The sequence below is a fragment of the Streptomyces aurantiaciflavus genome (genome assembly GCF_049808595.1).
In the GTDB taxonomy this organism is placed as follows: domain Bacteria; phylum Actinomycetota; class Actinomycetes; order Streptomycetales; family Streptomycetaceae; genus Streptomyces.
On record NZ_JBNCAQ010000013.1, the window covers coordinates 57,975 to 82,699 of the forward strand.

A 24,725-nucleotide genomic window follows, 5' to 3' on the forward strand; every position below is an offset into this window, starting at 1 on the left:
CGACCCGCCGCCCCTTGTTCACTCCTTTCGGAGCGGGCACACGAAAAAGCCCGCCCCAGGTGGGGCGGGCTTCACCAGGTGACGATCAGGGGGCCTGCAGGTCGACCAGTTGGGCCAGCGCCTCGCGGTGGGCGCCCGCGGTGCCGTACGCGATCGAGTCGGCCTTGGCGCGTTTCAGGTACAGGTGGACGGGGTGCTCCCACGTCATGCCGATACCGCCGTGCAACTGCAGCGCCTCCTCGGCCGCGTGGACGGCGACGGGCGCCGCGTAGGCCTGGGCGACGGCGACCGCCACGGCCGCCTCCTCGCCGTGCTCGCCGCTCGCCAGCGCGTCGGCCGCGTTCCGGGCGGCGGCACGGAGGTTGACGACCTCCAGCCACAGCTGGGCCAGCCGGTGCTTGAGCGCCTGGAAACCGCCGACGGGCCGGTTGAACTGCTTGCGCTCCTTCAGGTAGCGCACGGTCTCGGTCAACGTCCAGTCGGCGAGCCCGAGTTGCTCGGAGGCGAGCAGTCCGGCGCCGGACCGCAGGGCGCGTCGTACGGCGGGTTCGGCGTCGCCCAGCAGGCGCCCCGGCGCCCCGTCGAGGACGACCTTCGCCACCGGACGGGTCAGGTCCAGGGACACCTGCGGGGTGACGGTCACGTCCTCCGCCCGCACCGCGTACAACCCGCCGTCGTCCGCGGGCACCAGCAGCACGTCGGCCACGACGGCGTCCGCCACCCCGGTCAACTCCCCGTGCAGGGCTCCGTCCTCATGGCGTACGACGGCGTAGGCGCCGCCCGCCGGGACGTTCAGCGCGACGGCGAGGGCGCCGATGGTCCGCCCGGACGCCAGCTCGGCGAGCAGGTCGTCGGCGTCGCACACCAGCAGGGCCTCGGTGGCGACGACGGCACTGGTCAGGTACGGCACCGGCGCGACGGCCCGTCCCAGTTCTTCCAGCACGACGGCGGCCTCCCGGTGCGTGGCGCCCTGGCCGCCCCGCGCCTCGGGAACCAGGAGTCCGGCGAGGCCCATGCCGTCGGTGAGGGCCTTCCATGCCTCCAGGTCGTGCGGCGCGTCCGACTCGGTCCGGGCGATCACGCCCGCCGCGTCGCAGTGGTCGGCGAGCAGATCGCGCACGGCGGCCCGCAGCGCCTCTTCCTCCTCCGAGTACAGCAGGTCGGGCTGTGTGCTCATCGGGCCAGGTCCTTCCATGCGACGTCCTTGTCGGTGCGCGGCTCGGCGGGCAGGCCCAGGACGCGCTCGGCGACGATGTTCAGCAGGACCTCGCTGGTCCCGCCCTCGATGCTGTTGCCCTTGGAGCGCAGGTAGCGGTAGCCGGCCTCGCGTCCGGTGAAGTCCACGAGCTCCGGGCGGCGCATGGTCCAGTCGTCGTACGACAGGCCCTCCTCGCCGAGGAGCTCGACCTCCAGGCCGCTGATCTCCTGGTTGAGGCGGGCGAAGGCGAGTTTCATGCCGGCGCCCTCGGGTCCGGGCTGGCCCAGGGCGAGCTGCTGGCGCAGGCGCTCGCCGGTGAGGCGGGCGACCTCGGCCTCGACCCAGAGCTTCAGCAGCCGCTGGTGCAGGTCGTGGGTGCGCAGCTCGGGCCGCTCGCGCCAGGTCTTCGCGACCGGCCCGATCATGCCGCCCTCGCGGGGCAGCCGCATGCCGCCGATGGCGACGCGTTCGTTGTTCAGCGTGGTCTGCGCGACCCGCCAGCCGTCGCCGACCTCGCCGAGACGGCGGGAGTCGGGGATGCGGACGCCGGTCAGGAAGACCTCGTTGAACTCGGCCTCGCCGGTGATCTGCCGCAGCGGCCGCACCTCGACACCCGGGTCGGTCATGTCGCAGACGAAGTACGTGATGCCGCGGTGCTTGGGCACGTCCGGGTCGGTGCGGGCGATGAGGATGGCCCAGCGGGCGACGTGGGCGCTGGACGTCCACACCTTCTGCCCGTTGACGACCCAGTCTCCCCCACTCTCGACCTCGCTCGAGCGGGAGGAGCCCCCGTCCTCGCGGACGGCGCGGGTGCCGAGCGCGGCCAGGTCGGACCCGGCGCCCGGCTCGCTGAACAGCTGGCACCAGACCTCCTCGCCGGTCCACAGGGGCCGCAGAAAGCGTTGCTTCTGCTCCTGCGTGCCGAACTGCAGGATGGTCGGCGCGGCCATCCCGAGGCCGATGCCGATGCGTCGCGGGTCGTTGTCGGGGGCGCCCGCGGCCTCCAGTTCGGCGTCCACGACGGCCTGGAGCGAGCGCGGCGCCCCGAGTCCGCCGAGGCCCTCGGGGTAGTGCACCCAGGCGAGCCCCGCGTCGAAGCGGGCCCTGAGGAAGTCGAGGCGCTCGGTGGTGGCCGGAGGATGCGCGGCCAGCAACTCCTGTGTGCGGCGCCTCAGTTCGCTCGCGTCGACGGTCATGCGGCGGCTCCGTTCTCCAGCGACGGTACGACGGCGACCCGGCCGGTGGTGACGCCGTCGGCGACCCGCTGGACCGCGGCGGCGGCACCGTCCAGCGGCACGCGCTCGCTCACCAGCGGCCTGATCGCGCCCCGGGCGGCCAGTTCGGTGAGCTGCTCGTGGCAGTGCTGGACCAGCTTCGGATTCTTGGTGTTGTAGAGGCCCCAGTGCAGGCCGAGGATCGAGTAGTTCTTCACGAGGGCGTGGTTCAGGCCCGGGCTGGGGATGGTCCCGCTCGCGAAGCCCACGACGACGATCCGGCCCTCGAAGGCGACGACCTTGGCGGACTGGGCGTAGGCCTCGCCGCCGACGGGGTCGTAGATCACGTCGGCGCCCCGGCCGCCGGTGGCCTCCTTGACGGCGGCGACGACGTCCTCGCTCCGCCGGTCGATCACCACGTCACAGCCGAGCTCCCGGGCGATCGCGGCCTTGTCGGCGCCGCCCACGACACCGATGACCGTCGCGCCCGCCGCCTTGCCGAGCTGCACGGCCGCGCTGCCGACCCCTCCCGCGGCGGCGTGGACCAGCAGCGTCTCGCCGGCCTCCAGCCCGGCCCGGCGGTGCAGGCCGAACCAGCCCGTCTGGTAGCCGATGTGCAGCGCGGCGGCCTCGGCGTCGTCCAGCGAGTCGGGCGCAGGGAGGAGAGCGGCGGCGTCGGCGACGGCGTACTCGGCGAGACCGCCGTGGGGCAGCGCGGGGTTGGCGATCACCCGGCGGCCGTCCTCGGTCTCGCCGCAGATCTCCACGCCCGGGGTGAACGGCAGCGGCGGCCTGACCTGGTAGTGGCCCCGGCACATCAGCACGTCCGGGAAATTGATGTTCGCGGCGCGCACCTTCAGCAGGACCTGGCCCTCGCCGGGCGTGGGCCGCTCCACTTCCCGGAGCCGCATCACCTCGCTCGGCTCGCCGTTCTCGTGCACCTGCCATGCCTGCATGCGGAGCCTCCACGGGACTGCGTCGTCTGACCGGGTCCCTCGCATACTAAGCGGTCGCTTGCCGAACAGGGAACAGTCGGGTGCGTCACGACCGCCTGGGCCGCGCCCGTACGTGCATGCGCTCCCCCTGGGGTCCGAACAGGCTGAGGAACTCCGCCGGCCCCTCCCCCGTCGAACCGAACCAGTGCGGCACCCGGGTGTCGAACTCGACGGCCTCCCCCGCGGTCAGCACGAAGTCGTGACCCCCGAGGACCAGCCGCAACCGCCCGGCCATGACGTACAGCCACTCGTAGCCCTCGTGGGTGCGCGGCTCCGGCTCGTCCTGCGCCTGCGGTACCAGCACCTTGAAGGCCTGCAGACCGCCGGGCTGGCGGGTCAGCGGCCAGTACGTGCGCCCGTGCCGCACGATCGGCTGGGTGCGCACCCGCGGATCGCGCACCGGCGGGGCACCCACCAGCTCGTCCAGCGGCACCTCGTGCGCCCGCGCGATCGGCAGCAGCAGTTCCAGGCTGGGCTTGCGCAGGCCCGACTCCAGCCGGGAGAGCGTGCTCACCGAGATGCCGGTCGCCTCGGACAGTCCGGCCAGCGTCGCCCCCCGCTCCTTCCGGATGCGCCGCAGCCGCGGGCCGACCTCCGCGAGGACCTCGTCCATGTCGTCGTCACTCATGAGGGACATTGCAGTTTCGGCAAACATGTTTGTCAATGTGGCAGACGGCGGGCCACTGTCGCGGTGGAGGTGGTCACACATGACCGAGAACAGCACCGAGGCGTACGAAGTGATCGTGATCGGCGGCGGTGCGGCGGGCCTGTCCGCCGCCCTCGTCCTGGGCCGCGCCCGGCGCCGCACCCTGGTCGTCGACGCGGGCGAGCCACGCAACGCGCCGGCCGCCCACATGCACGGCTACCTGTCCCGGGACGGGATGCCGCCCGCCGAGTTCCTGGCGGCCGGCCGCGAGGAGATCGCCCGGTACGGCGTGCAGCTGGTCCGGGACCGGGCGGTGGACGCCACGAAGGGCGAGGACGGCGAGGACTTCGCCGTGCGGCTGGCGGGCGGGCGGACCGTCCGCGCCCGGCAGCTCGTCGTCGCCACCGGCCTGAGGGACGAGCTGCCCCCGGTCGAGGGCCTCGCCGCGCGCTTCGGCCGGGACGTGCTGCACTGCCCGTACTGCCACGGCTGGGAGGTGCGCGACCAGGCTTTCGGCGTGCTCGCCACGAGCCCGTCGAGCGTGCACCAGGCGCTGATGGTGACCCAGTGGTCGAAGGACGTGACGTTCTTCCTGCACACGGTCTCCGAGGAGGAACTGTCCGGCGAGGACCTGCGTCGCCTGGCGGCGGCCGGCGTGGCCGTGGTGCCGGGTGAGGTGGCCGGACTGGTCGTCGAGGACGACCGGCTCACCGGGGTCCGGCTGGCCGCGGGCGCCCCCTCCGGGGGAGGGACGGTGCACAGCCGTGAGGCGCTGTTCGTCGCGCCCCGGGCCGTCCCGCGCAACGAGCTGCTGGAGCGGCTGGGCGCCGAGATGACCGAGACGCCGTTCGGCACGTACCCCGTGGTCGACGGGCGAGGTCTGACGACCGTCCCCGGCCTGTGGGCGGCGGGCAACGCCTCCGGGTTCGCCGAGCAGGTCGTGAACGCGGCGAGCCGGGGCTACCGGGCCGGGGCCGCGATCAACGGGGAGTTGCTGATGGCGGACCTCGACCGGGCCGCCGCGGCCGCGCAGGTGTAGGGCGGCCGCCGCCGGTGCACCATGGCTGCATGCTGCTGACCCGGCTCGCCGACGTGTCCCGGGATGTCGCCGCCACCTCGGCGCGCTCCCGCAAGATCGCCCTGCTCGCCGAACTCTTCCGGGACGCCGAGCCGGACGACGTGCCGATCGTCATCCCGTACCTGGCGGGACGGCTCCCGCAGGGACGGCTCGGCGTGGGCTGGAAGGTGCTCAGCCGTCCGGTCGCCCCGGCGGGCGCGCCGAGTCTGACCGTGCGCGAGGTGGACGCCCGGCTCACCGAGCTGGGCAAGGTGTCGGGCCCCGGCTCACTGGCCGAACGCGCCCGGCTGGTCGAGGAGTTGATGGGCGCGGCCACGGCCGAGGAACAGCGGTTCCTGCTCGGGCTGATCACCGGTGAGGTCCGCCAGGGCGCGCTGGACGCGGTCGCGGTGGAGGGGCTGGCGGAGGCGACCGGGGCGCCTTCGCCGGACGTCCGGCGGGCGGTGATGCTGGCGGGCTCGCTCCAGACGGTGGCGCAGGCGCTGCTCACGGACGGTCCGACGGCCCTGGACCGCTTCCGGCTCACCGTCGGCCGCCCGGTCCTGCCGATGCTCGCGCACACGGCGTCCTCGGTGGCCGAGGCGGTCGGCAAGCTCGGCGCCTGCGCGGTCGAGGAGAAGCTGGACGGCATCCGCGTCCAGGTCCACCGGGACGGCGACAGCGTACGGATCCACACCCGCACCCTCGACGACATCACCGACCGTCTGCCCGAACTGACCTCCGCGGCCCTGCGGTTGCCCTGTTCCCGCTTCGTCCTGGACGGCGAGGTCATCGCCTTCGACGACACCGGCCGGCCCCGCTCCTTCCAGGAGACCTCAGGCCGCGTCGGCTCGCGCGTGGACGTGGCGACGGCCGCACGGTCCGTCCCCGTCTCCCCCGTCTTCTTCGACGTGCTGTCCGTGGACGACCGGGACCTGCTCGACCTGCCGTTCGCCGAGCGGCACGCGGAGCTGGCCCGGCTGGTGCCCGAGCCGATGCGGGTGCGCCGGACGGTGGTGTCCGGCCCGCAGGACCTCCCGGCAGCCGAGGAATTCCTCGAGGAGACGTTGCTGCGCGGCCATGAGGGCGTGGTCGTGAAGTCCCTCGCCGCCCCCTACAGCGCGGGCCGGCGCGGGGCGTCCTGGCTGAAGGTCAAGCCCGTGCACACGCTCGACCTGGTGGTCCTGGCCGCCGAGTGGGGCCACGGCCGGCGCACCGGCAAGCTCTCCAACCTGCACCTCGGCGCCCGCACCGCCGACGGCGGCCTCGCCATGCTCGGCAAGACCTTCAAGGGCATGACCGACGCGATGCTCACCTGGCAGACCGAACGCCTGAAGGAGCTGGCCGTCGAGGACACCGGCTGGGGGGTGACCGTACGCCCCGAGCTCGTCGTCGAGATCGCCTACGACGGCCTGCAGCGCTCCACCCGCTACCCGGCCGGCGTCACCCTCCGCTTCGCCCGCGTGGTCCGCTACCGCGAGGACAAGCGCCCCCAGGAGGCGGACACGGTGGAGACCCTGCTCGCCGCGCACCCGGAGGTGCGGCCATGACGGAGAGGACGGGGAAGGGCAGGGCGGCGAAGACGGAGGCGACGGGGAAGACGGGGAAACTCACGAAACACAGCGCGGGCCTGCTGTTGTTCCGGCACACCGACGACGGTCCGGAGGTGTTGCTGGGGCATATGGGCGGCCCGTTCTGGGCGCGGAAGGACACCGGGGCGTGGACCGTCCCGAAGGGCGAGTACGACCCCGACGAGCCCGCCTGGGAGGCCGCCCGCCGCGAGTTCCGGGAGGAGCTGGGGGTGGCGCCGCCCGACGGCGAGGCGTTCCCGCTCGGCGAGGTCCGCCAGACGAACGGCAAGATCGTCACGGCCTGGGCGGTCGAGGCGGACCTCGACCCGGCGGCGATCGAGCCGGGCACGTTCGTCATGGAGTGGCCGCCGCGGTCCGGGCGGACCCAGGAGTTCCCCGAGCTGGACCGGGTCGCCTGGTACGGCCTGGAGCGGGCGCGCGAGGTGATCGTGAGGGCCCAGGCCGCGTTTCTCGACCGGCTGGCGGAGCACTCGGGCTGAGCGGACGCGCACGCGTTGCGGGGCCCACCGCGGCGCGGGAAGGTCGAAGCACAGCCAGTTTGGAGGTCGGTCATGCCCATCGCGACGGTGAACCCGGCGAACGGCGAGACGCTCAAGACGTACGAGGCCATGGGCGAGGAGGAGCTCGAACGCCGGCTCCAGCTCGCCGAGGCCACGTTCCGCACGTATCGCACGACGGCGTTCGCCGAGCGCGCCCGGCTGCTGAAGCGGGCCGCCGACCTCCTCGACGAGGACCAGCCGGAGATCGCCCGGGTGATGACCACCGAGATGGGCAAGCCGGTGAAGCAGGCGCGCGCCGAGGCCGCGAAGTGCGCCAAGGCGATGCGCTGGTACGCCGACCACGCCGAGGAACTGCTCGCCGACGAGGAGCCGGCCGGGGCCGATGTGAAGGACTCCGGCGCCTCGCGCGCCCTGGTCCGCTACCGGCCGATGGGCCCGGTCCTCGCGGTGATGCCGTGGAACTTCCCCCTGTGGCAGGTGGTCCGCTTCGCCGCGCCCGCGCTGATGGCGGGCAACGTGGGCCTGCTCAAGCACGCGTCGAACGTCCCGCAGACCGCCCTCTACCTCGAGGACCTCTTCCACCGGGCCGGCTTCCCGGAGGGCTGCTTCCAGACACTGCTCATCGGCTCCGCCGCGGTCGACGACATCCTGCGCGACGAGCGGATCAAGGCGGCCACCCTCACCGGCAGCGAACCCGCGGGCCGCGCGGTCGCCTCCACCGCCAGCGAGATGATCAAGAAGACGGTCCTGGAGCTGGGCGGCAGCGACCCGTACGTCGTCATGCCCTCCGCCGACATCGACCGGGCCGCCCGGATCGCGGTGACGGCCCGCGTGCAGAACAACGGGCAGTCGTGCATCGCCGCCAAGCGGTTCATCGTGCACACGGACGTGTACGACCGGTTCGCCGAGCGCTTCACCGAGGGGATGAAGGCGCTGACGGTCGGCGACCCGCTGGAGGAGGACACGGAGGTCGGCCCGCTGGCGAGCGAGCAGGGCCGCGGCGACCTGGAGGAGCTGGTGGACGACGCCAGGCGCGGCGGCGCGCAGGTGCTGTGCGGCGGCGAGCGCCCCGACCGGCCCGGTTGGTACTACCCGCCGACCGTCCTCGCCGGCGTCACCCGCGAGATGCGCATCCACCGCGAGGAGGCCTTCGGGCCGGTCGCCACCCTCTACCGCGCCGCCGACCTCGACGAGGCGGTCCTCATCGCCAACGACAGCCCGTTCGGGCTGAGTTCCAACGTCTGGACCCGCGACGAGGCCGAGGTCGACCGTTTCGTCCGGGATCTGGAGGCGGGCGGGGTGTACGTCAACGGCATGACGGCGTCCCACCCGGCCTTCCCGTTCGGCGGGGTGAAGCGGTCGGGCTACGGGCGTGAGCTGTCCGGGCACGGAATCCGGGAGTTCTGCAACATCACCACCGTTTGGCACGGTGCGTGAGCGCTGCGCGGCTACGATCCCAGGTGTGAACCGCGAAGTGACTCTGCCTCTGATCGTCGATGACCGCGGGACCTTGCAGGTGGCCGCGGCCGACGTGAGCAAACTGTTGCGGACGTTGGGTGGTCGGTGGCTGCATCTTGTCGAGGCCGGGGCGGAGGGGCTCGACGAGGACACCGTCGCCGCGCTGACCATCGAGCTGGCGAAGCTGGCGGATCGGATCGATGTCGCGTGCATCGCTCACAGCAGCGGGGGTGCGCCGTAGGGCGGCTCCTTGTCGCCGGCTGCGGGTACGTCGTGACGTGTCGCGCCCGCGGCGCGGAGCCGCAGATCGATGCAGCCCCGCGCCCCTTGAGGTGGGTGCGGTGCACGTGCCTCAGGGAGCGGGGCCGTGTCGAAGTGAGGCTCCGCCGCGCGGGCCCGATCAGCCACCCACAACCGGCGGACGCGCTACCGGATCGGCATCCCCGACAGGGTCCGCGCGATCACCAGCCGCTGGATCTCGCTCGTCCCCTCGAAGATGGTGTAGATCGCGCTGTCGCGGTGCATGCGCTCCACGGGGTACTCCCGCGTGTAACCGTTGCCGCCGAGAATCTGCACGGCCTGGGCCGTGACCTTCTTCGCCGTTTCACTCGCGAACAGCTTGGACATCGAACCCTCCGCCGCGGTGAACGGCCTGCCGTTGATCGCCATCCAGGAGGCGCGCCACACGAGCAGGCGGGCGGCGTCGATGGACGTCCGCATGTCCGCGAGCTGGAAGGCCACGCCCTGGTTGTCGATGATCGGCCGGCCGAACTGCTCACGCGTCCTGGCGTAGTCGAGGGCGACCTCGTACGCGGCGCGGGCCGTGCCGACGGCCATCGCGCCCACCGCCGGCCGCGAGGCCTCGAACGTGGCCATCGCCGCGTTCTTCACCCGCTCGCCGCCGGACTTCGCCCGCTCGCGGGCCCGCGCCAGCCGCTCGTCCAGCTTCTCCTTGCCGCCGAGCAGGCAGGCGCCGGGAACGCGCACGTTGTCGAGGATGACCTCGGCGGTGTGCGAGGCGCGGATGCCGTGCTTCTTGAACTTCTGGCCCTGCGCGAGGCCGGGCGTGTTCGGCGGGACGATGAACGAGGCGTGGCCCTTGGAACCGAGCTCGGGATCGACGACCGCCACGACGACGTGGACGTTGGCGATGCCGCCGTTGGTCGCCCAGGTCTTCGTGCCGTTGATCACCCACTCGTCCTTGGCCTCGTCGTACACGGCACGCGTGCGCATGGAGGCCACGTCGGAACCGGCGTCGGGCTCGGAGGAGCAGAAGGCCGCGACCTTGACGTCATTGGCGTCGCCGTACATCTGGGGGATCCAGGTGCCGATCTGCTCCTCGGTGCCGTTGGCGAGGACGCCCACCGCGGCGAGGCCGGTGCCGACGATGGAGAGGGCGATGCCGGCGTCGCCCCAGAACAGCTCCTCCATCGCCATCGGGATACCGAGGCCGGTGGGGTCGAAGTACTGCTGGGCGTAGAAGTCGAGGGAGTAGATGCCGACCTTCGCGGCCTCCTGGATGACCGGCCAGGGAGTCTCCTCACGCTCGTCCCATTCGGCGGCCGCGGGGCGGATGACGTCGGCGGCGAAGCCGTGCAGCCAGTCCCGGACCTCCTTCTGTTCGTCGTTGAGCTCCATGGTGAACTCGGCCATGTCCCCTCCAGCGGCGGCACGTGCATGTTACTTGCGGTAACTCGAGTCTGTTACCCGTCGGTAGGAAAAGTCAACTCCTGATGACAGCTCGGCAGCCCGTTCGATGTCAGGCCGCTGTCAGGTGTTAGTTTGCGCAGGCGTCACCAAATCAGCACGGGTGGGGAGAGCACATGGACACCACACAGCGGACCGAGCAGCAGCGCTCCGCCGACCGCCGTCGGCGCGAGTTGCTGGAGGCCGCCGACAGAGTGGTGCTCCGGGACGGACCCCAGGCGTCCATGAACGCGATCGCCGCCGAGGCCGGCATCACCAAGCCGATTCTCTATCGCCACTTCGGCGACAAGGGCGGGCTTTACGCGGCCCTTGCCAAGCGGCACACGGACGCGCTGCTGGACTCGCTGCGGGCGGCGCTGGACGCTCCCGCCGAGCGTCGGGAGCGGGTCGAGGCCACGTTGGACACGTACCTCGCCGCCATCGAGGCCCGGCCTCAGGTGTACCGGTTCCTCATGCATCCGGCGGAGGGGTCGTCGGGTGATCAGGGCTTCGACGTCGGCAAACACTCGGCTCCGCTGCTGCGGCGCATGGGTGAGGAGCTGGCCCAGGTCATCGAGGACCGGCTGGACCTCGGGCCCGGGAGTCAGCAGCTGGCCCGTGTCTGGGGGCACGGGATCGTCGGGATGATGCATGCGGCAGGTGACTGGTGGCTCGGGGAGCGGCCCTGCTCCCGGGCCGAGCTGGTGCGGAGTCTCGCGGATCTGTTGTGGGGTCGCCTCGCGGCGGCGGGGGACAAGATGGGCGGTCCCGGGTTCTGAGGGTTGCGTCCGGGTGCGGGCCGTGTGGGGTGACCCGCGCCCACGCGGCGGAGCCGCACACCGGCACGGCCCCGCGCCGCTCAGGCGGGCGAGCTACCCCCACTCCAGGAAGCCCGTGTCACCTGGCGCATCAGGCGTCTGTGGCGCCACCCGCTCACACGGTCCGCGTACACCCTCCCCTCCAGGTGGTCGCACTCGTGTTGGAGGCATCTGGCGAAGAACCCGGTGCCGTGGACGGTGACCGGCTCCCCCGTCGTCGTGAAGCCCTCGACCACCGCGTGGTCGTAGCGCTCCGTTCCCGCCTCCAGCCCCGGTAGGGACAGGCAGCCCTCGGGGCCGCGGATCACCACGCCGTCGGCTTCGACGAGACGCGGGTTCACCACGTGGCCGAGATGGCGGACCTCCTCGTCGTCGGGACAGTCGTAGACGAACACCCGCAGGGACTCCCCCACCTGGTTGGCGGCCAGGCCCACGCCCCGGGCGGCGTACATCGTGGCGAACATGTCCTCGACGAGGTCGGCGAGTCCGGGGCCGAAGTCGGTGACCTCGCGGCAGGGTTCCCGCAGGACGGGGTCGCCGAGCAGGGTGAGGGGCCGGACGCGCCCCTGGGCGCCCGGGATGGAGCCGTGTCGCATGGCGGCAAGGGTACGGTCCTTTCTGACACGCGCATGCCGTAGGCAGCGTGAGGCGGTCCCGGGATTCTGGAGTGCGAATGGATCTCGATAGGCTGACCACCTACCACGTTGCCGTCAGGCTTCAGGCGCGGCGCGTACGCAAGGAGGATCGAGAACTGATGGCAGGCAACTCGGACCCGCTCACGCCGCGGGCCAAGCTGGCCGTGACCGCGGGCAAGGCGGTCGCTGCGGCGTCGCGCGCCGCGGGACGCGGCAGTGGATCGGTGATCGGCGGCCGGGTGGCCCTCAAGCTCGATCCGGACCTCCTCGCCCGGCTCGCCCAGAACCTGGACGTCGTCCTCGTCTCGGCGACCAACGGCAAGACCACGACCACGCGGCTCATCGCGGAGGCGCTGCGCGCCGCCGGGCCGGTCGTGTCCAACGCGCTCGGCGCCAACATGCCGGCCGGCATCACCTCGGCGCTGGCGGGCGGTTCGGACGCCAGATACGGCGTGATCGAGGTCGACGAGAAGTACCTCGCGGGCGTGGCCCGGGACACCGCCCCCAAGTGCATCGCGCTGCTCAACCTCTCCCGCGACCAGCTCGACCGCGCGGCCGAGACCCGTATGCTCGCGGAGAACTGGCGGGAGGGGCTGGCCGGTTCCAAGGCCGTCGTCGTCGCCAACGCCGACGACCCGCTGGTGGTGTGGGCGGCCTCCTCCTCCCCCAACGTGATCTGGGTCGCCGCCGGGCAGATGTGGAAGGACGACGCCTGGTCCTGCCCGTCCTGCGGTGGCGTGATGCAGCGTCCGGGCGACGACTGGTTCTGCGGCGAGTGCGGTTTCCGCCGGCCGACGCCGAGCTGGGTGCTCTCCGGCGACCACGTCCTCGACCCGCACGGCTCCGCCTGGCCGATCCACCTCCAGCTGCCGGGCCGCGCCAACAAGGCCAACGCCGCCTCCTCGGCCGCCGTCGCCGCCGTCTTCGGGGTGCCCCCGCAGGTGGCGCTGGAGCGCATGTACCAGGTGCAGGCCGTCGCCGGCCGCTACGACGTCGTCCAGTTCATGCAGCGCGACCTGCGGCTGTTGCTCGCCAAGAACCCGGCGGGCTGGCTCGAAACGTTCAGCCTGATCGACCCGCCGCCCACCCCGGTCATCCTGTCCGTGAACGCGCGGGGCGCCGACGGCACCGACACCTCCTGGCTGTGGGACGTCGACTACACGCGTCTGACCGGCCACCCGATCTTCGTCATCGGCGACCGCAAGCTGGACCTCGCGGTGCGCCTGGAGGTCGCCAATCAGCACTTCCAGGTCTGCGAGAGCGTCGACCAGGCCGTGCAGACGGCGCCTCCGGGGCGTATCGAGGTCATCGCGAACTACACCGCCTTCCAGGACCTGCGCCGCCGCGTCGGCAACTGAGCACGAGGGACCATCACGTGATGAGTGACAACCAACTGCGGGTCGTCTGGGTCTACCCGGACCTGCTCAGCACCTACGGCGACCAGGGCAACGTCCTGGTCGTGGAGCGCCGGGCGCGGCAGCGCGGCCTCGACGTTGCACGCCTCGACGTGCGCAGCGACCAGCCGATCCCGACCTCCGGCGACATCTACCTGATCGGCGGCGGCGAGGACCGGCCGCAGCGGCTCGCGGCCGAGCGGCTGCGCCGCGACGGGCACCTGTACCAGGCGGTGCAGAACGGCGCGATCGTGTTCGCGGTGTGCGCCGGCTACCAGATCCTGGGCCACGAGTTCGTCAACGACCTCGGTCAGCGCGAGCCCGGCCTCGGTCTGCTCGACGTCACCACGACCCGCGGACAGGGCGAGCGGTGCGTCGGCGACGTCCTCGCCGACATCGACCCGCGTCTCGGCCTGCCGCCGCTGACGGGCTTCGAGAACCACCAGGGCATCACCCACCTCGGCCCGACCGCCCGCCCGTTCGCCCGCGTCCAGATCGGCAAGGGCAACGGCACCGGCGACGGCACCGAGGGCGCGTACAACGACACCGTGTTCGGTACGTACATGCACGGCCCGGTGCTCGCCCGCAACCCGCTCATCGCCGACCTGCTGCTGAAGCTGGCGCTCGACGTGAACGCGCTCCCGCCGACCGACGACCGCTGGTACGAGGCGCTGCGGGGCGAGCGCATCGCGGCGGCGCAGCAGCCGGCCTGAGCCGTGTGTTCACCTGTTTTTCGGGGTGCCGTCAGCAGCCCGTCTGACGGTGCATCCGCACAGGTGAGCAGGCACGTCCAGCAGGCGGACGAGTGCTTCGGCCCCGCCCCCTCCTGCCGCTAGGGTGGCGGGGATCGAGCCGGACAGCGTGGTCCGGACCCGGCCCACGTGAAGAAGGTTGTTTCGGGCTATGCGCATTGGTGTCCTCACGTCCGGCGGCGACTGCCCCGGCCTGAACGCCGTCATCCGGTCCGTCGTGCACCGTGCCGTCGCCGACCACGGCGACGAGGTCATCGGTTTCCGGGACGGCTGGAAGGGCCTCCTGGAGTGCGACTACCTCAAGCTCGACCTCGACGCGGTGGGCGGCATCCTCGCCCGCGGCGGCACCATCCTCGGTTCCTCCCGCGTCCAGCCCTCGCATCTGCGGGACGGCGTGGAACGGGCCCGCGGCCACCTCGAGGAGCTCGGCCTCGACGCCGTCATCCCGATCGGCGGTGAGGGCACGCTCAAGGCGGCCCGGCTGATGTCGGACAGCGGCCTGCCCATCGTGGGCGTGCCGAAGACCATCGACAACGACATCGCGGTCACCGACGTCACCTTCGGTTTCGACACCGCCGTCGGGGTCGCCACGGAGGCCCTCGACCGGCTCAAGACGACCGCCGAGTCCCACCAGCGGGTCCTCGTCGTCGAGGTCATGGGGCGGCACACCGGCTGGATAGCGCTGCACTCGGGCATGGCCGCCGGCGCCCACGCCATCGTCGTACCGGAGCGGCCCTTCGACATCGACGAGCTGGCCCGGCGGGTGGGCGAGCGGTTCGAGGCGGGGAAGCGGTTCGCGATCGTCGTCGCGGCGGAGGGGGCCAAGCCCCGGCCCGGCACCATGCAGTTCGACGAGGGCGGCAAGGACATCTACGGGCACGAGCGGTTCGCCGGGATCGCCCGGCAGCTGTCCATCGAGCTGGAGTCCCGGCTCGGCAAGGAGGCCCGTCCGGTGATCCTCGGGCATGTGCAGCGCGGTGGGACGCCGACGGCCTACGACCGGGTGCTGGCCACTCGGTTCGGGTGGCACGCGGTGGAGGCCGTGCACCGGGGTGAGTTCGGCCGGATGACGGCCCTGCGGGGGACGGACATCGTGATGGTGCCGTTGGCCGAGGCGGTCGAGACGCTGAAGACCGTGCCGGTCGAGCGGTACGCGGAGGCGGAGACCGTCCTGTAGGCAGAGCGGTGAGCTCCAGCGGCCCCCGGTGACAGAGATCGCCGGGGGCCGCTCTAGTCTTGAGGCGGTAAAACGCACATCCCCCCACGAATCAGGAGCCGCCGGAAATGGATCACAGCGGGCACGGCATGACCATGGATCTGCCGCCGTTCACGCTGGGGCGGGGTCTTCAGTGGTCGGCGGACCCGTTCTTCCTCGTCGCCTGTCTGGTGGGGCTGGGCCTGTACGCCTGGGGGGTCGTACGGCTGCGGCGGCGCGGGGACGCCTGGCCGGTCGCGCGGACCGTCTCCTACGTCGCCGGCGTGCTGACCGTGGCCCTCGTGATGTGCACCAAGCTGAACGACTACGGGATGGTCATGTTCAGCGTGCACATGGTGCAGCACATGGTGATCAGCATGCTGTCGCCGATCCTGATCCTGCTCGGCGCCCCGATCACCCTGGCGCTGCGTGCGCTGCCGACGGCGGGGAGGGGGCACAAGGGGCCGCGTGAGCTGCTGCTGATGCTGCTGCACAGCCGGTACATGCGGATCATCACCCACCCGGCGTTCACGATCCCGCTGTTCATCGCGAGCCTGTACGCGCTGTACTTCACGCCGCTCTTCGACTTCCTGATGGGCTCCAGGACGGGGCACATCGCGATGATGGTGCACTTCCTCGCCGTCGGTGTGGTGTTCTTCTGGCCGATCATCGGCGTGGACCCCGGACCGCACCGGCCCGGCTACCTCTTGCGGATGCTGGAGCTGTTCGCGGGCATGCCGTTCCACGCGTTCTTCGGCATCGCGCTGATGATGGCGTCGGCGCCGATGGTCGAGTCGTTCAAGAACCCGCCCGCCTCCCTGGGCATCGACGCGCTCGCCGACCAGAACGCGGCCGGCGGCATCGCCTGGGCGTTCAGCGAGATTCCGTCGGTGCTGGTACTGATCGCGCTGCTGTTCCAGTGGTACGGCTCCGAGCAGCGGCAGGCGAAGCGCAAGGACCGGGCCGCCGACCGCGACGGCGACAAGGAACTCGAGGCCTACAACGCCTATTTGGCCTCACTGAACGCGCGCGAGGGCTGAAAGGCTTTCCGTTCTGATCGGCCTCTAGGAACGGTATCTGGTGTCGGAGCGGGCGACGGGCGGGGCGCCGACGCCGGCTGCCGATCTGTTCTCGCTGGGGTGCACGCTCTACTTCGCGGTGGAAGGGCGGGGGCCGTTCGAGCGGGAGTCGCAGCTCGCCCAGCTGACGGCGGTGGTCGCGGAGGAGCCACGCCCGCCCGTGCGCGCGGGTGCGCTGGAGCCCGTACTGCGGGCGCTCCTCACCAAGGATCCGGGGCGGCGGCCGGACGCGGCGGCCACGGAGGCCCTGCTCGCCGCCGTCGTCACGCCGCGGCCGGACGGGGCGTACCCGCGCACGAGGACCGGCCCGTCGCCGGAGCCGCGGTGGCGCGGGAGTCCGGGTCACCCTGGCCCGGCGGGCGGGCACCGGCGCTCGCGCGTCCTGCCCACCGCCCTCGCCGGGCTCCTCGCGCTGGCGCCGGCGGGTGGCGGCGCCTGGTACGCCCTGGGCCGGCCGGCGTCGGGTGGTGGGACCGTCCTGCCGTACGGCGAGGCCGTCGGGCTGGGCCGGGCGCTGCGGGACGGGGACTGCGTGCTCGCCGACTGGCCCGGCGGCGCCCGTTTCAGCGGGGTGCCACGGCTGACGCTCGCCCCGGGGTGCCGGGTGGCCGACGGCCAGGTGATGGGGTTCGTCGCGGCCGGGTCGGCGGGGGCGGCGCGGGAGCGGGGGGCGGCCGCGTGCGAGGAGCTGACCGCTCAGCTCCGGGGGCGGCTCGCGGACGTGCGCAGCTACGCGGTCGTACCGACGCAGGACGGTGTCGCGGACGCGGGGCGGCGTACGGCCTGTCTGGTGCTGGGAGCGCACGGGCCGGTGTACGGGCCGCTGGGGCGGCACCGCAGGCCGGGATCGGCGTTCGCCGACACGGCGACGATGCAGAAGCGGGACTGCCTTCGGACCCCGTCGAACCGGGACGCCCGGCTGGTGTCCTGCGCCGGGCCGTACGACGAGCTGGTGGTCGGGTTCACCCGGCTCGGGGCAGGGGTGACGCTCGCGCAGGCGCGGACGGAGTCGGACGCGGCGTGCGCGCGGGACGTGCCGTCGGGCGGCCACGGCTTCGATCCGTCGGTGTACGAGTCCGGGTCGTGGAGCAGCGGCGGAGCCTGGAAGTCCGGAACGCATTACGTCGTCTGCACCGTGCGGAAGCAGAACGGGGGCACCATGGTGGGGGACGCACCCTGAGGAGGGTGTGCCGGAGGAGGGTGTCGCGATGCCCGGTTCCACGGACGGTTCCACGAAGACCATGGGGGTGCTCACCCTCGGCGGGCTCGTGGTGGTGACGGCCTACACGGTGGCGCTCGGCAGCAACGGCTGGCTGTGGTTCGGCTGGGTCGTGCTCGGGCTGATCACGCTCGCGCTGGTCGTGATGCGCACGACGTGAGGGTCAGCCCGGGGTGAGGCGGGCCGCCGAGTGCACTCCCGGCTGGTACTTCGGCAGCCGGGCGGTGATCTTCATGCCCGCCCCGGGCGCGGTCTCGATGACGAGGCCGTAGTCGTCGCCGTACACCTGGCGGAGCCGGTCGTCGACGTTGGACAGGCCGATGCCGCCGGAGGGGCTGGTCTCGCCTGCCAGGATGCGGCGCAGCAGGTCCGGGTCCATGCCGGTGCCGTCGTCCTCGATCACGACGAGGGCCTCGGCGCCGGCGTCCTGGGCGGTGATCTGGATATGGCATTTGTCGGCCTTGCCCTCCAGGCCGTGCTTGACGGCGTTCTCGACGAGGGGCTGCAGGCAGAGGAAGGGCAGGGCGACCGGGAGGACCTCCGGGGCGATCTGCAGGGTGACGGAGAGGCGGTCGCCGAAGCGGGCCCGGACCAGCGCCAAGTAGTGGTCGATGGCGTGGAGTTCGTCGGCGAGGGTGGTGAAGTCGCCGTGCCGGCGGAACGAGTAGCGGGTGAAGTCGGCGAACTCCAGGAGGAGTTCGCGGGCGCGTTCGGGGTCGGTGCGGACGAACGAGGCGATCACGGCGAGCGAGTTGAAGATGAAGTGCGGGGAGATCTGGGCGCGCAGGGCCTTGATCTCGGCCTCGATGAGGCGGGTGCGGGACTGGTCGAGGTCGGCCAGCTCCAGCTGGACGCTCACCCAGCGGGCCACTTCGCCGGCCGCGCGGACGAGGACGGCGGACTCGCGGGGTGCGCAGGCGACGAGGGCGCCGTGCACGCGGTCGTCGACGGTGAGCGGGGTGACGACGGCCCAGCGGACGGGGCAGTCGGGGGCGTCGCAGGTCAGCGGGAAGGCCTCGCCGCGGCCGGTGTCCAGCGGTCCCGCCAGGCGGGCCATGATCTCGGTGCGGTGGTGGGCGCCCACCCCGTCCCAGACCAGGACCTGTTGACGGTCTGTCAGGCAGAGGGCGTCCGTGCCGAGCAGGGTGCGCAGCCGGCGGGCCGACTTGCGGGCGGTCTCCTCGGTGAGTCCGGCCCGCAGCGGGGGTGCGGCGAGGGAGGCGGTGTGCAGGGTCTGGAAGGTGGCGTGCTCGACGGGAGTGCCGAGGTCGCCGAGACTCTGGGGGCGGGAGGTGCGCCGGCCCAGCCAGAAGCCGAGGGCGAGGAAGGGGAGGATCGCGATGCACAGGCCCGCCAGGAAGCCGCTCATGCCTTCACCTCCGCCGCCCGCAGCTCCTCCGGGAGGTGGAAGCGGGCCAGGATCGCCGCCGTACCGGCCGGGACCCGCCCCGGGGTGGCCAGGGACACCAGGATCATGGTGAGGAAGCCCAGCGGTACGGACCACAGGGCGGGCCAGGCGAGCAGGGCGTGCAGGGTGCCCGTGTCGGGGAGGCCCGCCATGGTCGCCGCGACGGCGACGAACGCCGAGCCGCCCCCGACGAGCATCCCGGCGGCCGCGCCGGGCGGGGTGAGCCGGCGCCACCAGATGCCGAGGACGAGCAGCGGGCAGAAGGAGGACGCCGAGACGGCGAAGGCGAGTCCGACCGCGTCGGCCACCGGCAGCCCGCCCACCAGCATGCTCGCCGCGAGCGGTACGGCCATCGCGAGGCCGGTGCCGAGCCGGAAGTGGCGTACGCCGCGGGAGGGCAGGACGTCCTGGGTGAGCACGCCCGCCACGGCCATCGTGAGTCCGGAGGCCGTGGACAGGAACGCGGCGAAGGCTCCCCCGGCGACCAGTGCGCCGAGGAGGTCGCCCCCGAGGCCGCCGATCACCCGGTCCGGCAGCAGCAGGACGGAGGCGTCGGCGTCGCCGGTGAGGGCCAGTTCGGGGGCGTAGAGGCGGCCGAGTGCGCCGTAGACGGGCGGGAGGAGGTAGAAGCCGCCGATCAGGGCGAGGACGGCGACGGTGGTGCGGCGGGCGGCGACGCCGTGCGGGCTCGTGTAGAAGCGGACGACGACGTGCGGCAGGCCCATGGTGCCGAGGAAGGTGGCGAGGATCAGCCCGTACGTGGCGTACAGGGGGCGTTCCTCGCGGCCGGCGGCGAGGGAGGTGGACATGCCGCCGTTGCTGCCGCGGTCGGCGGTGGGGACGGTCGTGCCCTCGGGGAAGGTGAGGCGGGTGCCCCGGTCGATGCGGTGGGTGCCGGCGGGGAGGCTGAGTTCGGCGTTGTCGTGCGGGCGGCCGTCGACCGTGCCGCTCACCGTGACGGTCAGGGGCCGGTCGAGTCTGAGGTCGAGGGTGTCGTCGACGCGGACGGAGCGCTGCTCGCGGAAGGCGGGCGGTTCGTCGAAGGCCTGCCGGGGGGCGCCGTCGCCCTGCCAGGCGAGGATCAGGAAGAGGGCGGGGACGAGGAGGGCGGTGAGTTTGAGCCAGTACTGGAACGCCTGGACGAAGGTGATGCTGCGCATGCCGCCCGCGGCGACGGTCGCGGTGACGACGACGGCGACGATCAGCCCGCCGAGGCTGTCGGGCGCGCCGGTCAGGACCGTCAACGTCAGCCCGGCGCCCTGGAGCTGGGGCAGCAGGTAGAGCCAGCCGACGCCGACGACGAAGGCGCCCGCGAGGCGTCGTACGGCCTGCGAGGCGAGGCGGGCCTCGGCGAAGTCGGGGAGGGTGTAGGCGCCGGAGCGGCGGAGCGGGGCGGCGACGAACAGCAGCAGCACGAGGTATCCGGCGGTGTAGCCGACCGGGTACCAGAGCATGTCCGGGCCCTGGACGAGGACCAGGCCGGCGATGCCGAGGAAGGACGCGGCGGAGAGGTACTCGCCGCTGATGGCGGCCGCGTTCAGGCGGGGGCCGACGGTGCGGGAGGCGACGTAGAAGTCGGAGGTCGTGCGCGATATGCGCAGGCCGAAGGCGCCGACGAGGACGGTCGCCACGACGACGAGGGCGACGGCGGGGACGGCGAAGGTCGAGTTCACGGCGATACCGGCCCTCGGCTCATCGGTCTTCGACCAGGCGCACGAGGTCGCGTTCGTTGCGTTCGGCGCGGCGTACGTACCAGCGGGCGAGCAGGACCAGCGGGGCGTAGAGGCCGAAGCCGAGGACCGCCCATTGCAGGCGGCGCGCGTCGGGCATCGCCGCGAACAGCAGGGGCAGCGGGCCGACGAGCAGGGCGAGGACGGCGAACACGGTGAGCGCGGCCCGCAGCTGGGTGCGCATCAGGGAGCGGACGTAGGTGTGGCCCAGGGTGGTCTGCTCGTCGATCTCGGTGCGCGGGCGGTAGTAGCCGGAGGTGCGGCGGGCGCGGCGGGGCGGGCCGGTGACGACGACGCGGCGCTCGGCGGGGTCCTGGTTCGGCACCGTCACGGCCTCCTCATCAGCAGATCCCGCAGCTCACGGGCGTGGCGGCGGCTGACCTGGAGCTCCTCGCCGCCGACCAGCACACTCACCGTGCCCGCGTCCAGTCGCAGCTCTCCTATGTGGCGCAGGGCGACGAGATGCCGGCGGTGGATGCGGACGAAGCCGCGGGCCCGCCAGCGTTCCTCCAGGGTGGACAGCGGGATCCGTACGAGGTGGCTGCCGCGGTCGGTGTGCAGCCGGGCGTAGTCGCCCTGGGCCTCGACGTGGGTGATGTCGTCGACGGCGACGAACCGGGTCACGCCGCCGAGCTCGACGGGTATGTGGTCCGGGTCGGGCTCGTGCACGGGGATGCGCGGGGCGGTGCCGCGCGGCTCGGCGGCGCGGATCTCGACGACGCGGCGGACCGCCTCCGCGAGGCGTTCCTTGCGGACGGGCTTGAGGACGTAGTCGACGGCCTTGAGGTCGAAGGCCTGGACGGCGAAGTCCTCGTGGGCGGTGACGAACACGACCAGGGGCGGGCGGGCGAAGCCGGTGAGCAGCCGGGCCAGGTCGAGCCCGTCCAGGCCGGGCATCTGGATGTCGAGGAAGACGACGTCGATGGCCTCCGGGCCGTCCGGACCCGACTCGAGGGCGCGGTTGATCCGGCGCAGCGCCTCGGTCGCGTCACCCGCGCCCTCCACGCTCCCGATCCGCGGGTCCGCGGTGAGCAGGTAGAGCAGCTCCTCCAGTGAGGGGCGTTCGTCGTCGACGGCGAGGGCGCGCAGCATGAACGTGGAGTGTAGGGGCGATCCGTACGTCTGGACACGTGCCGGGTGTGGACGTATCCGCTGCGTACGGTGCCCGCATACAGTGCCCGCATGAACAGCGGGCCTGCCTCCTTCGACGAACTCGACCGGAAGATCCTCACCGCGCTCATGGCGAACGCCAGGACGAGTTTCGCCGAGATCGGCACGGCGATCGGCCTGTCGGCGACGGCGGTCAAGCGCCGGGTGGACCGGCTGCGCGACACGGGCGTGATCACGGGGTTCACGGCCACGGTGAAGCCGTCGGCGCTGGGCTGGCGCACGGAGGCGTACGTCGAGGTGTACTGCGAGGGGGCGGCGCCCCCTCGGCGGCTCGCGGAGGTGGTGCGCAACCATCCGGAGATCACCGCGGCGATGACGGTGACCGGCGGCGCGGACGCGCTGCTGCATGTGCGGGCGCGGGACGTGGAGCACTTCGAGGAGGTGCTGGAGCGCATCCGCGTCGAGCCGTTCATCCGGAAGACGATCAGTGTGATGGTGCTGTCGCACCTGCTGCCGGACAGCCCGGAGGCGGGCGCCACCCACGCGGCTCCGGGCGACGCAGCAGACGTGCGCTGAGCAGGGGAAACACGCAGCATCGCTGCGTGGACACGCAGCTCTTCTTCCTTGTCGGGCGTCCGCTCGCTTTCTACCGTGGTGTCACCCCCCAAGTCGACACCGCAGGAAAAGCGGAGGAACCCCTCTGTGACCGTGAGCCGTGTGCCGCGCCTTCGGCGCTTCCTGGTCTGTGAACCCAGACACTTCGCCGTGCAGTACGCGATCAACCCCTGGATGCATCCCGACTCCCCCGTCGACGTCGACCTGGCGCAGGAGCAGTGGCAGTCGCTGATCCGCGCCTATCGCGCCCACGGCCACACCGTCGACGCCGTGGAGCCGGCCCCGGGCCTGCCCGACATGGTGTTCGCCGCGAACTCCGCGGTCGTGGTGGACGGCCGTGTCTTCGGATCCCTCTTCCACGCGCCCGAGCGGCGCCCCGAATCCGTCCACTACGACACCTGGTTCAAGGCGGCGGGCTACGACGTCCACCGGCCCGAGTCCGTCTGCGAGGGCGAGGGCGACCTGGTGTGGACGGGCCGGTACATGCTGGCCGGCACCGGATTCCGAACCACCCGTGAGGCCCACCGCGAGGTGCAGGAGTTCTTCGGGCACCCGGTGATCAGCCTGACGCTGGTGGACCCGCACTTCTACCACCTGGACACGGCGTTGTTCGTCCTCGACGACGAGAACGTCTGCTACTACCCGGAGGCGTTCTCGCCGGGCAGCCGTGAGGTGCTGGCGCGTCTGTACCCGGACGCGGTGCTCGCGACCCGCGAGGACGCGCTGGCCTTCGGGCTCAACTCCGTCTCCGACGGCCGCCACGTCTTCATCGCGCCCCGGGCCGAGGCCCTCGCCGCCCGCCTGGCCGACCGTGGCTATGTCCCCGTCCCCGTCGACCTGTCCGAGTTCCAGAAGGCCGGCGGTGGCATCAAGTGCTGCACCCAGGAGATCCGTTCATGACCGCACCCGCTCGTACACGTACCTCCGCCGACCTGATCCGGGCCGAGGAGCCCGTGCTCGCGCACAACTACCACCCGCTGCCCGTGGTCGTCGCGCGCGCCGAGGGCACGTGGGTGGAGGACGTCGAGGGCCGCCGCTACCTCGACATGCTGGCCGGTTACTCGGCCCTCAACTTCGGTCACCGCCATCCGGCGCTGATCGAGGCGGCCCACCGCCAGCTGGACCGGCTGACCCTCACCTCCCGCGCCTTCCACAACGACCGTCTCGCCGAATTCGCCGAGCGGCTGGCGGAGTTGACCGGCCTCGACATGGTGCTGCCGATGAACACGGGCGCGGAGGCGGTCGAGAGCGGCATCAAGGTGGCCCGCAAGTGGGCGTACGAGGTGAAGGGCGTCCCGGCCGACCGGGCGACGATCGTCGTCGCCGCGGACAACTTCCACGGCCGGACGACGACGATCGTCAGCTTCTCCACGGACGAGACGGCGCGGACGGGCTTCGGGCCCTTCACACCGGGCTTCCGGATCGTGCCGTACAACGACCTGGCCGCGCTGGAGGCGGCGGTCGACGAGACGACGGCGGCGGTGCTGATCGAGCCGATCCAGGGCGAGGCGGGCGTCGTGATCCCGGACGACGGCTACCTGGCCGGGGTCCGTGAGCTGACCCGCCGGACGAACTGCCTGTTCGTCGCGGACGAGATCCAGTCCGGCCTCGGACGTACGGGCCGCACGCTGGCTGTCGAGCACGAGGAGGTCGTGCCCGATGTGCTGCTGCTGGGCAAGGCGCTGGGCGGCGGCATCGTGCCGGTGTCGGCGGTCGTCGCACGGCGGGAGGTGCTGTCGGTGCTGCGGCCGGGCGAGCACGGGTCGACGTTCGGCGGCAATCCGCTGGCGGCGGCCGTCGGTACGGCGGTGGTGGAGCTGCTGGAGTCCGGTGAGTTCCAGCGCCGGGCGGCCGAGCTGGGGGTGGCCCTGCGGGACGGGCTGACCGGGCTGGTCGGCAAGGGCGTCGTCGGCTTCCGCTCGCGCGGGCTGTGGGCGGGGGTCGATGTGGATCCCGCGGTCGGTACCGGGCGGGAGATCGGGGAGCGGCTGCTGCGGGAGGGGGTGCTGGTGAAGGACACCCACGGCTCGACGATTCGGCTCGCGCCGCCGCTGACGATCACCGGGGAGGAACTCGGGTCGGCGCTGGGGGCGTTGGAGAAGGTGTTGGGGCAAGGGGGCTGAGGGCGGCCGCGGGGGCGGCCTTGGCGGGCGCCTTCGAGGAGCGGCCGCGGGGGCGCCTTGAGGGCGTCTTGGAGGGCGTCCTGGAGGGCGTCTTGGAGGGCGTCCTGGAGGGCGTCTTGGAGGGCGTCTTGGAGGGCGTCTTGGAGGGCGTCCTGGAGGGCGTCTTGGAGGGCGTCTTGGGGAGAGGGCCCGGGGCGAGGCTTGGGCGAGCTGCTGAGCGAGCACGGGGCGCCGTAGCCGGGTGCGCCCGCGCGGTTCCTCGCCCCCGCCGCCCCTACCGATTCCCGTCCCCAGGGGCTCC

24 protein-coding genes and 1 pseudogene are annotated in these 24,725 nt (G+C 72.4%); 15 read left to right on the forward strand and 10 right to left on the reverse strand.

Annotation, left to right across the window (positions count from 1 at the left end):
* Nucleotides 1-85 precede the first annotated feature (85 nt).
* The 4 genes from ACPT94_RS17560 to ACPT94_RS17575 form a co-directional block, all read right to left on the reverse strand.
* Nucleotides 86-1,177, reverse strand: a complete 1,092-nt coding sequence (locus tag ACPT94_RS17560; RefSeq protein WP_360344074.1) for an acyl-CoA dehydrogenase family protein — start codon at nt 1,175-1,177, stop codon at nt 86-88.
* On the reverse strand, nt 1,174-2,394 hold the full coding sequence (locus ACPT94_RS17565; protein WP_360344071.1) for an acyl-CoA dehydrogenase family protein: 1,221 nt from the start codon (nt 2,392-2,394) through the stop codon (nt 1,174-1,176). The genes ACPT94_RS17560 and ACPT94_RS17565 overlap by 4 nt, the downstream gene beginning before the upstream one ends.
* On the reverse strand, nt 2,391-3,368 hold the full coding sequence (locus ACPT94_RS17570; protein ID WP_360344068.1) for an NADPH:quinone oxidoreductase family protein: 978 nt from the start codon (nt 3,366-3,368) through the stop codon (nt 2,391-2,393). Before ACPT94_RS17570 ends, ACPT94_RS17565 begins: the two co-directional genes overlap by 4 nt.
* An 85-nt stretch (nt 3,369-3,453) precedes the next feature.
* Nucleotides 3,454-4,044 carry a helix-turn-helix domain-containing protein gene (locus tag ACPT94_RS17575; RefSeq protein WP_425246251.1) on the reverse strand — a complete coding sequence of 197 codons (591 nt, stop codon included), beginning with the start codon at nt 4,042-4,044 and terminating at the stop codon, nt 3,454-3,456.
* Between the two features lie 70 nt (nt 4,045-4,114).
* Between ACPT94_RS17575 and ACPT94_RS17580 the strand changes: the two genes are divergently transcribed.
* From ACPT94_RS17580 to ACPT94_RS17600, 5 genes are all read left to right on the forward strand, one after another.
* Complete coding sequence (locus ACPT94_RS17580) at nt 4,115-5,092, forward strand: NAD(P)/FAD-dependent oxidoreductase (protein WP_360344062.1); 978 nt, start codon at nt 4,115-4,117, stop codon at nt 5,090-5,092.
* 29 nt (nt 5,093-5,121) lie between these two features.
* Entirely contained in the window at nt 5,122-6,660 is a 1,539-nt protein-coding gene (locus ACPT94_RS17585; RefSeq protein ID WP_425246252.1) for an ATP-dependent DNA ligase, read from the forward strand.
* Nucleotides 6,657-7,181: an NUDIX hydrolase gene (locus ACPT94_RS17590; RefSeq protein ID WP_360344056.1), complete on the forward strand. Its 525-nt coding sequence runs from the start codon at nt 6,657-6,659 to the stop codon at nt 7,179-7,181. The genes ACPT94_RS17585 and ACPT94_RS17590 overlap by 4 nt, the downstream gene beginning before the upstream one ends.
* Before the next feature lie 72 nt (nt 7,182-7,253).
* On the forward strand, nt 7,254-8,639 hold the full coding sequence (locus tag ACPT94_RS17595; protein WP_360344053.1) for an NADP-dependent succinic semialdehyde dehydrogenase: 1,386 nt from the start codon (nt 7,254-7,256) through the stop codon (nt 8,637-8,639).
* Nucleotides 8,640-8,664: 25 nt separating this feature from the next.
* Nucleotides 8,665-8,901, forward strand: a complete 237-nt coding sequence (locus ACPT94_RS17600; RefSeq protein ID WP_057580803.1) for a DUF6213 family protein — start codon at nt 8,665-8,667, stop codon at nt 8,899-8,901.
* Between the two features lie 185 nt (nt 8,902-9,086).
* On the opposite strand, the gene ACPT94_RS17605 is transcribed toward ACPT94_RS17600, so the two are convergent.
* Complete coding sequence (locus ACPT94_RS17605; protein ID WP_360344049.1) at nt 9,087-10,313, reverse strand: acyl-CoA dehydrogenase family protein; 1,227 nt, start codon at nt 10,311-10,313, stop codon at nt 9,087-9,089.
* Between the two features lie 170 nt (nt 10,314-10,483).
* Between ACPT94_RS17605 and ACPT94_RS17610 the strand changes: the two genes are divergently transcribed.
* A complete protein-coding gene (locus tag ACPT94_RS17610; protein WP_360344046.1) occupies nt 10,484-11,125 on the forward strand; it encodes a TetR/AcrR family transcriptional regulator in 642 nt (213 codons plus the stop codon).
* A gap of 80 nt (nt 11,126-11,205) precedes the next feature.
* Here ACPT94_RS17610 and def read toward each other — a convergent pair whose 3' ends face one another.
* Complete coding sequence (gene def, locus ACPT94_RS17615; RefSeq protein ID WP_425246253.1) at nt 11,206-11,760, reverse strand: peptide deformylase; 555 nt, start codon at nt 11,758-11,760, stop codon at nt 11,206-11,208.
* A 158-nt stretch (nt 11,761-11,918) separates the two neighbouring features.
* On the opposite strand from def, the gene ACPT94_RS17620 reads away from it, so the two are divergent.
* From ACPT94_RS17620 to ACPT94_RS17645, 6 genes and pseudogenes are all read left to right on the forward strand, one after another.
* Nucleotides 11,919-13,157 (forward strand): DUF1727 domain-containing protein, encoded by a 1,239-nt coding sequence (locus tag ACPT94_RS17620; protein WP_425246254.1) that lies wholly within the window; start codon nt 11,919-11,921, stop codon nt 13,155-13,157.
* A gap of 20 nt (nt 13,158-13,177) precedes the next feature.
* Nucleotides 13,178-13,906: a type 1 glutamine amidotransferase gene (locus ACPT94_RS17625; RefSeq protein ID WP_360344037.1), complete on the forward strand. Its 729-nt coding sequence runs from the start codon at nt 13,178-13,180 to the stop codon at nt 13,904-13,906.
* Between the two features lie 190 nt (nt 13,907-14,096).
* Complete coding sequence (locus tag ACPT94_RS17630; protein WP_360344034.1) at nt 14,097-15,122, forward strand: 6-phosphofructokinase; 1,026 nt, start codon at nt 14,097-14,099, stop codon at nt 15,120-15,122.
* A 107-nt stretch (nt 15,123-15,229) separates the two neighbouring features.
* The gene (locus ACPT94_RS17635; RefSeq protein WP_360344031.1) at nt 15,230-16,180 is read left to right on the forward strand and encodes a cytochrome c oxidase assembly protein; all 951 of its coding nucleotides are present in this window, start codon (nt 15,230-15,232) and stop codon (nt 16,178-16,180) included.
* 34 nt (nt 16,181-16,214) lie between these two features.
* A pseudogene (locus tag ACPT94_RS17640) lies at nt 16,215-17,399 on the forward strand (septum formation family protein); the annotation flags it as partial.
* Between the two features lie 28 nt (nt 17,400-17,427).
* Entirely contained in the window at nt 17,428-17,598 is a 171-nt protein-coding gene (locus tag ACPT94_RS17645; protein ID WP_360344025.1) for a hypothetical protein, read from the forward strand.
* A gap of 3 nt (nt 17,599-17,601) precedes the next feature.
* Here ACPT94_RS17645 and ACPT94_RS17650 read toward each other — a convergent pair whose 3' ends face one another.
* From ACPT94_RS17650 to ACPT94_RS17665, 4 genes are read right to left on the reverse strand one after another with little or no spacing between them, the layout of a single operon-like run.
* Nucleotides 17,602-18,807, reverse strand: a complete 1,206-nt coding sequence (locus ACPT94_RS17650; protein ID WP_360344022.1) for a sensor histidine kinase — start codon at nt 18,805-18,807, stop codon at nt 17,602-17,604.
* On the reverse strand, nt 18,804-20,519 hold the full coding sequence (locus ACPT94_RS17655; protein WP_360344019.1) for a sodium/solute symporter: 1,716 nt from the start codon (nt 20,517-20,519) through the stop codon (nt 18,804-18,806). Before ACPT94_RS17655 ends, ACPT94_RS17650 begins: the two co-directional genes overlap by 4 nt.
* A 19-nt stretch (nt 20,520-20,538) precedes the next feature.
* Entirely contained in the window at nt 20,539-20,901 is a 363-nt protein-coding gene (locus ACPT94_RS17660; protein ID WP_360344271.1) for a hypothetical protein, read from the reverse strand.
* A 2-nt stretch (nt 20,902-20,903) separates the two neighbouring features.
* Complete coding sequence (locus tag ACPT94_RS17665; protein WP_189940031.1) at nt 20,904-21,668, reverse strand: LytR/AlgR family response regulator transcription factor; 765 nt, start codon at nt 21,666-21,668, stop codon at nt 20,904-20,906.
* A 90-nt stretch (nt 21,669-21,758) separates the two neighbouring features.
* Between ACPT94_RS17665 and ACPT94_RS17670 the strand changes: the two genes are divergently transcribed.
* The 3 genes from ACPT94_RS17670 (at nt 21,759) to rocD (ending at nt 24,424) form a co-directional block, all read left to right on the forward strand.
* Nucleotides 21,759-22,262, forward strand: a complete 504-nt coding sequence (locus ACPT94_RS17670; protein ID WP_360344016.1) for an Lrp/AsnC family transcriptional regulator — start codon at nt 21,759-21,761, stop codon at nt 22,260-22,262.
* A gap of 126 nt (nt 22,263-22,388) precedes the next feature.
* Complete coding sequence (gene ddaH, locus ACPT94_RS17675; protein ID WP_425246255.1) at nt 22,389-23,201, forward strand: dimethylargininase; 813 nt, start codon at nt 22,389-22,391, stop codon at nt 23,199-23,201.
* A complete protein-coding gene (rocD, locus tag ACPT94_RS17680; RefSeq protein WP_360344011.1) occupies nt 23,198-24,424 on the forward strand; it encodes an ornithine--oxo-acid transaminase in 1,227 nt (408 codons plus the stop codon). The genes ddaH and rocD overlap by 4 nt, the downstream gene beginning before the upstream one ends.
* Nucleotides 24,425-24,725 lie beyond the last annotated feature (301 nt).

What these genes read in the sequence shown, in the direction of transcription:
- ACPT94_RS17610 (WP_360344046.1), top strand. Translation starts at nt 10,484, where the DNA reads ATGGACACCACACAGCGGACCGAGCAGCAGCGCTCCGCCGACCGCCGT.
- ACPT94_RS17560 (WP_360344074.1), bottom strand. Translation starts at nt 1,177, where the DNA reads ATGAGCACACAGCCCGACCTGCTGTACTCGGAGGAGGAAGAGGCGCTG.
- ACPT94_RS17575 (WP_425246251.1), bottom strand. Translation starts at nt 4,044, where the DNA reads ATGTCCCTCATGAGTGACGACGACATGGACGAGGTCCTCGCGGAGGTC.
- ACPT94_RS17570 (WP_360344068.1), bottom strand. Translation starts at nt 3,368, where the DNA reads ATGCAGGCATGGCAGGTGCACGAGAACGGCGAGCCGAGCGAGGTGATG.
- ACPT94_RS17605 (WP_360344049.1), bottom strand. Translation starts at nt 10,313, where the DNA reads ATGGCCGAGTTCACCATGGAGCTCAACGACGAACAGAAGGAGGTCCGG.
- ACPT94_RS17625 (WP_360344037.1), top strand. Translation starts at nt 13,178, where the DNA reads ATGAGTGACAACCAACTGCGGGTCGTCTGGGTCTACCCGGACCTGCTC.
- def (WP_425246253.1), bottom strand. Translation starts at nt 11,760, where the DNA reads ATGCGACACGGCTCCATCCCGGGCGCCCAGGGGCGCGTCCGGCCCCTC.
- ACPT94_RS17580 (WP_360344062.1), top strand. Translation starts at nt 4,115, where the DNA reads ATGACCGAGAACAGCACCGAGGCGTACGAAGTGATCGTGATCGGCGGC.
- rocD (WP_360344011.1), top strand. Translation starts at nt 23,198, where the DNA reads ATGACCGCACCCGCTCGTACACGTACCTCCGCCGACCTGATCCGGGCC.
- ACPT94_RS17590 (WP_360344056.1), top strand. Translation starts at nt 6,657, where the DNA reads ATGACGGAGAGGACGGGGAAGGGCAGGGCGGCGAAGACGGAGGCGACG.
- ACPT94_RS17665 (WP_189940031.1), bottom strand. Translation starts at nt 21,668, where the DNA reads ATGCTGCGCGCCCTCGCCGTCGACGACGAACGCCCCTCACTGGAGGAG.
- ACPT94_RS17650 (WP_360344022.1), bottom strand. Translation starts at nt 18,807, where the DNA reads ATGAGCGGCTTCCTGGCGGGCCTGTGCATCGCGATCCTCCCCTTCCTC.
- ACPT94_RS17595 (WP_360344053.1), top strand. Translation starts at nt 7,254, where the DNA reads ATGCCCATCGCGACGGTGAACCCGGCGAACGGCGAGACGCTCAAGACG.
- ACPT94_RS17620 (WP_425246254.1), top strand. Translation starts at nt 11,919, where the DNA reads ATGGCAGGCAACTCGGACCCGCTCACGCCGCGGGCCAAGCTGGCCGTG.
- ACPT94_RS17670 (WP_360344016.1), top strand. Translation starts at nt 21,759, where the DNA reads ATGAACAGCGGGCCTGCCTCCTTCGACGAACTCGACCGGAAGATCCTC.
- ACPT94_RS17585 (WP_425246252.1), top strand. Translation starts at nt 5,122, where the DNA reads ATGCTGCTGACCCGGCTCGCCGACGTGTCCCGGGATGTCGCCGCCACC.
- ACPT94_RS17630 (WP_360344034.1), top strand. Translation starts at nt 14,097, where the DNA reads ATGCGCATTGGTGTCCTCACGTCCGGCGGCGACTGCCCCGGCCTGAAC.
- ACPT94_RS17645 (WP_360344025.1), top strand. Translation starts at nt 17,428, where the DNA reads ATGCCCGGTTCCACGGACGGTTCCACGAAGACCATGGGGGTGCTCACC.
- ACPT94_RS17565 (WP_360344071.1), bottom strand. Translation starts at nt 2,394, where the DNA reads ATGACCGTCGACGCGAGCGAACTGAGGCGCCGCACACAGGAGTTGCTG.
- ACPT94_RS17635 (WP_360344031.1), top strand. Translation starts at nt 15,230, where the DNA reads ATGGATCACAGCGGGCACGGCATGACCATGGATCTGCCGCCGTTCACG.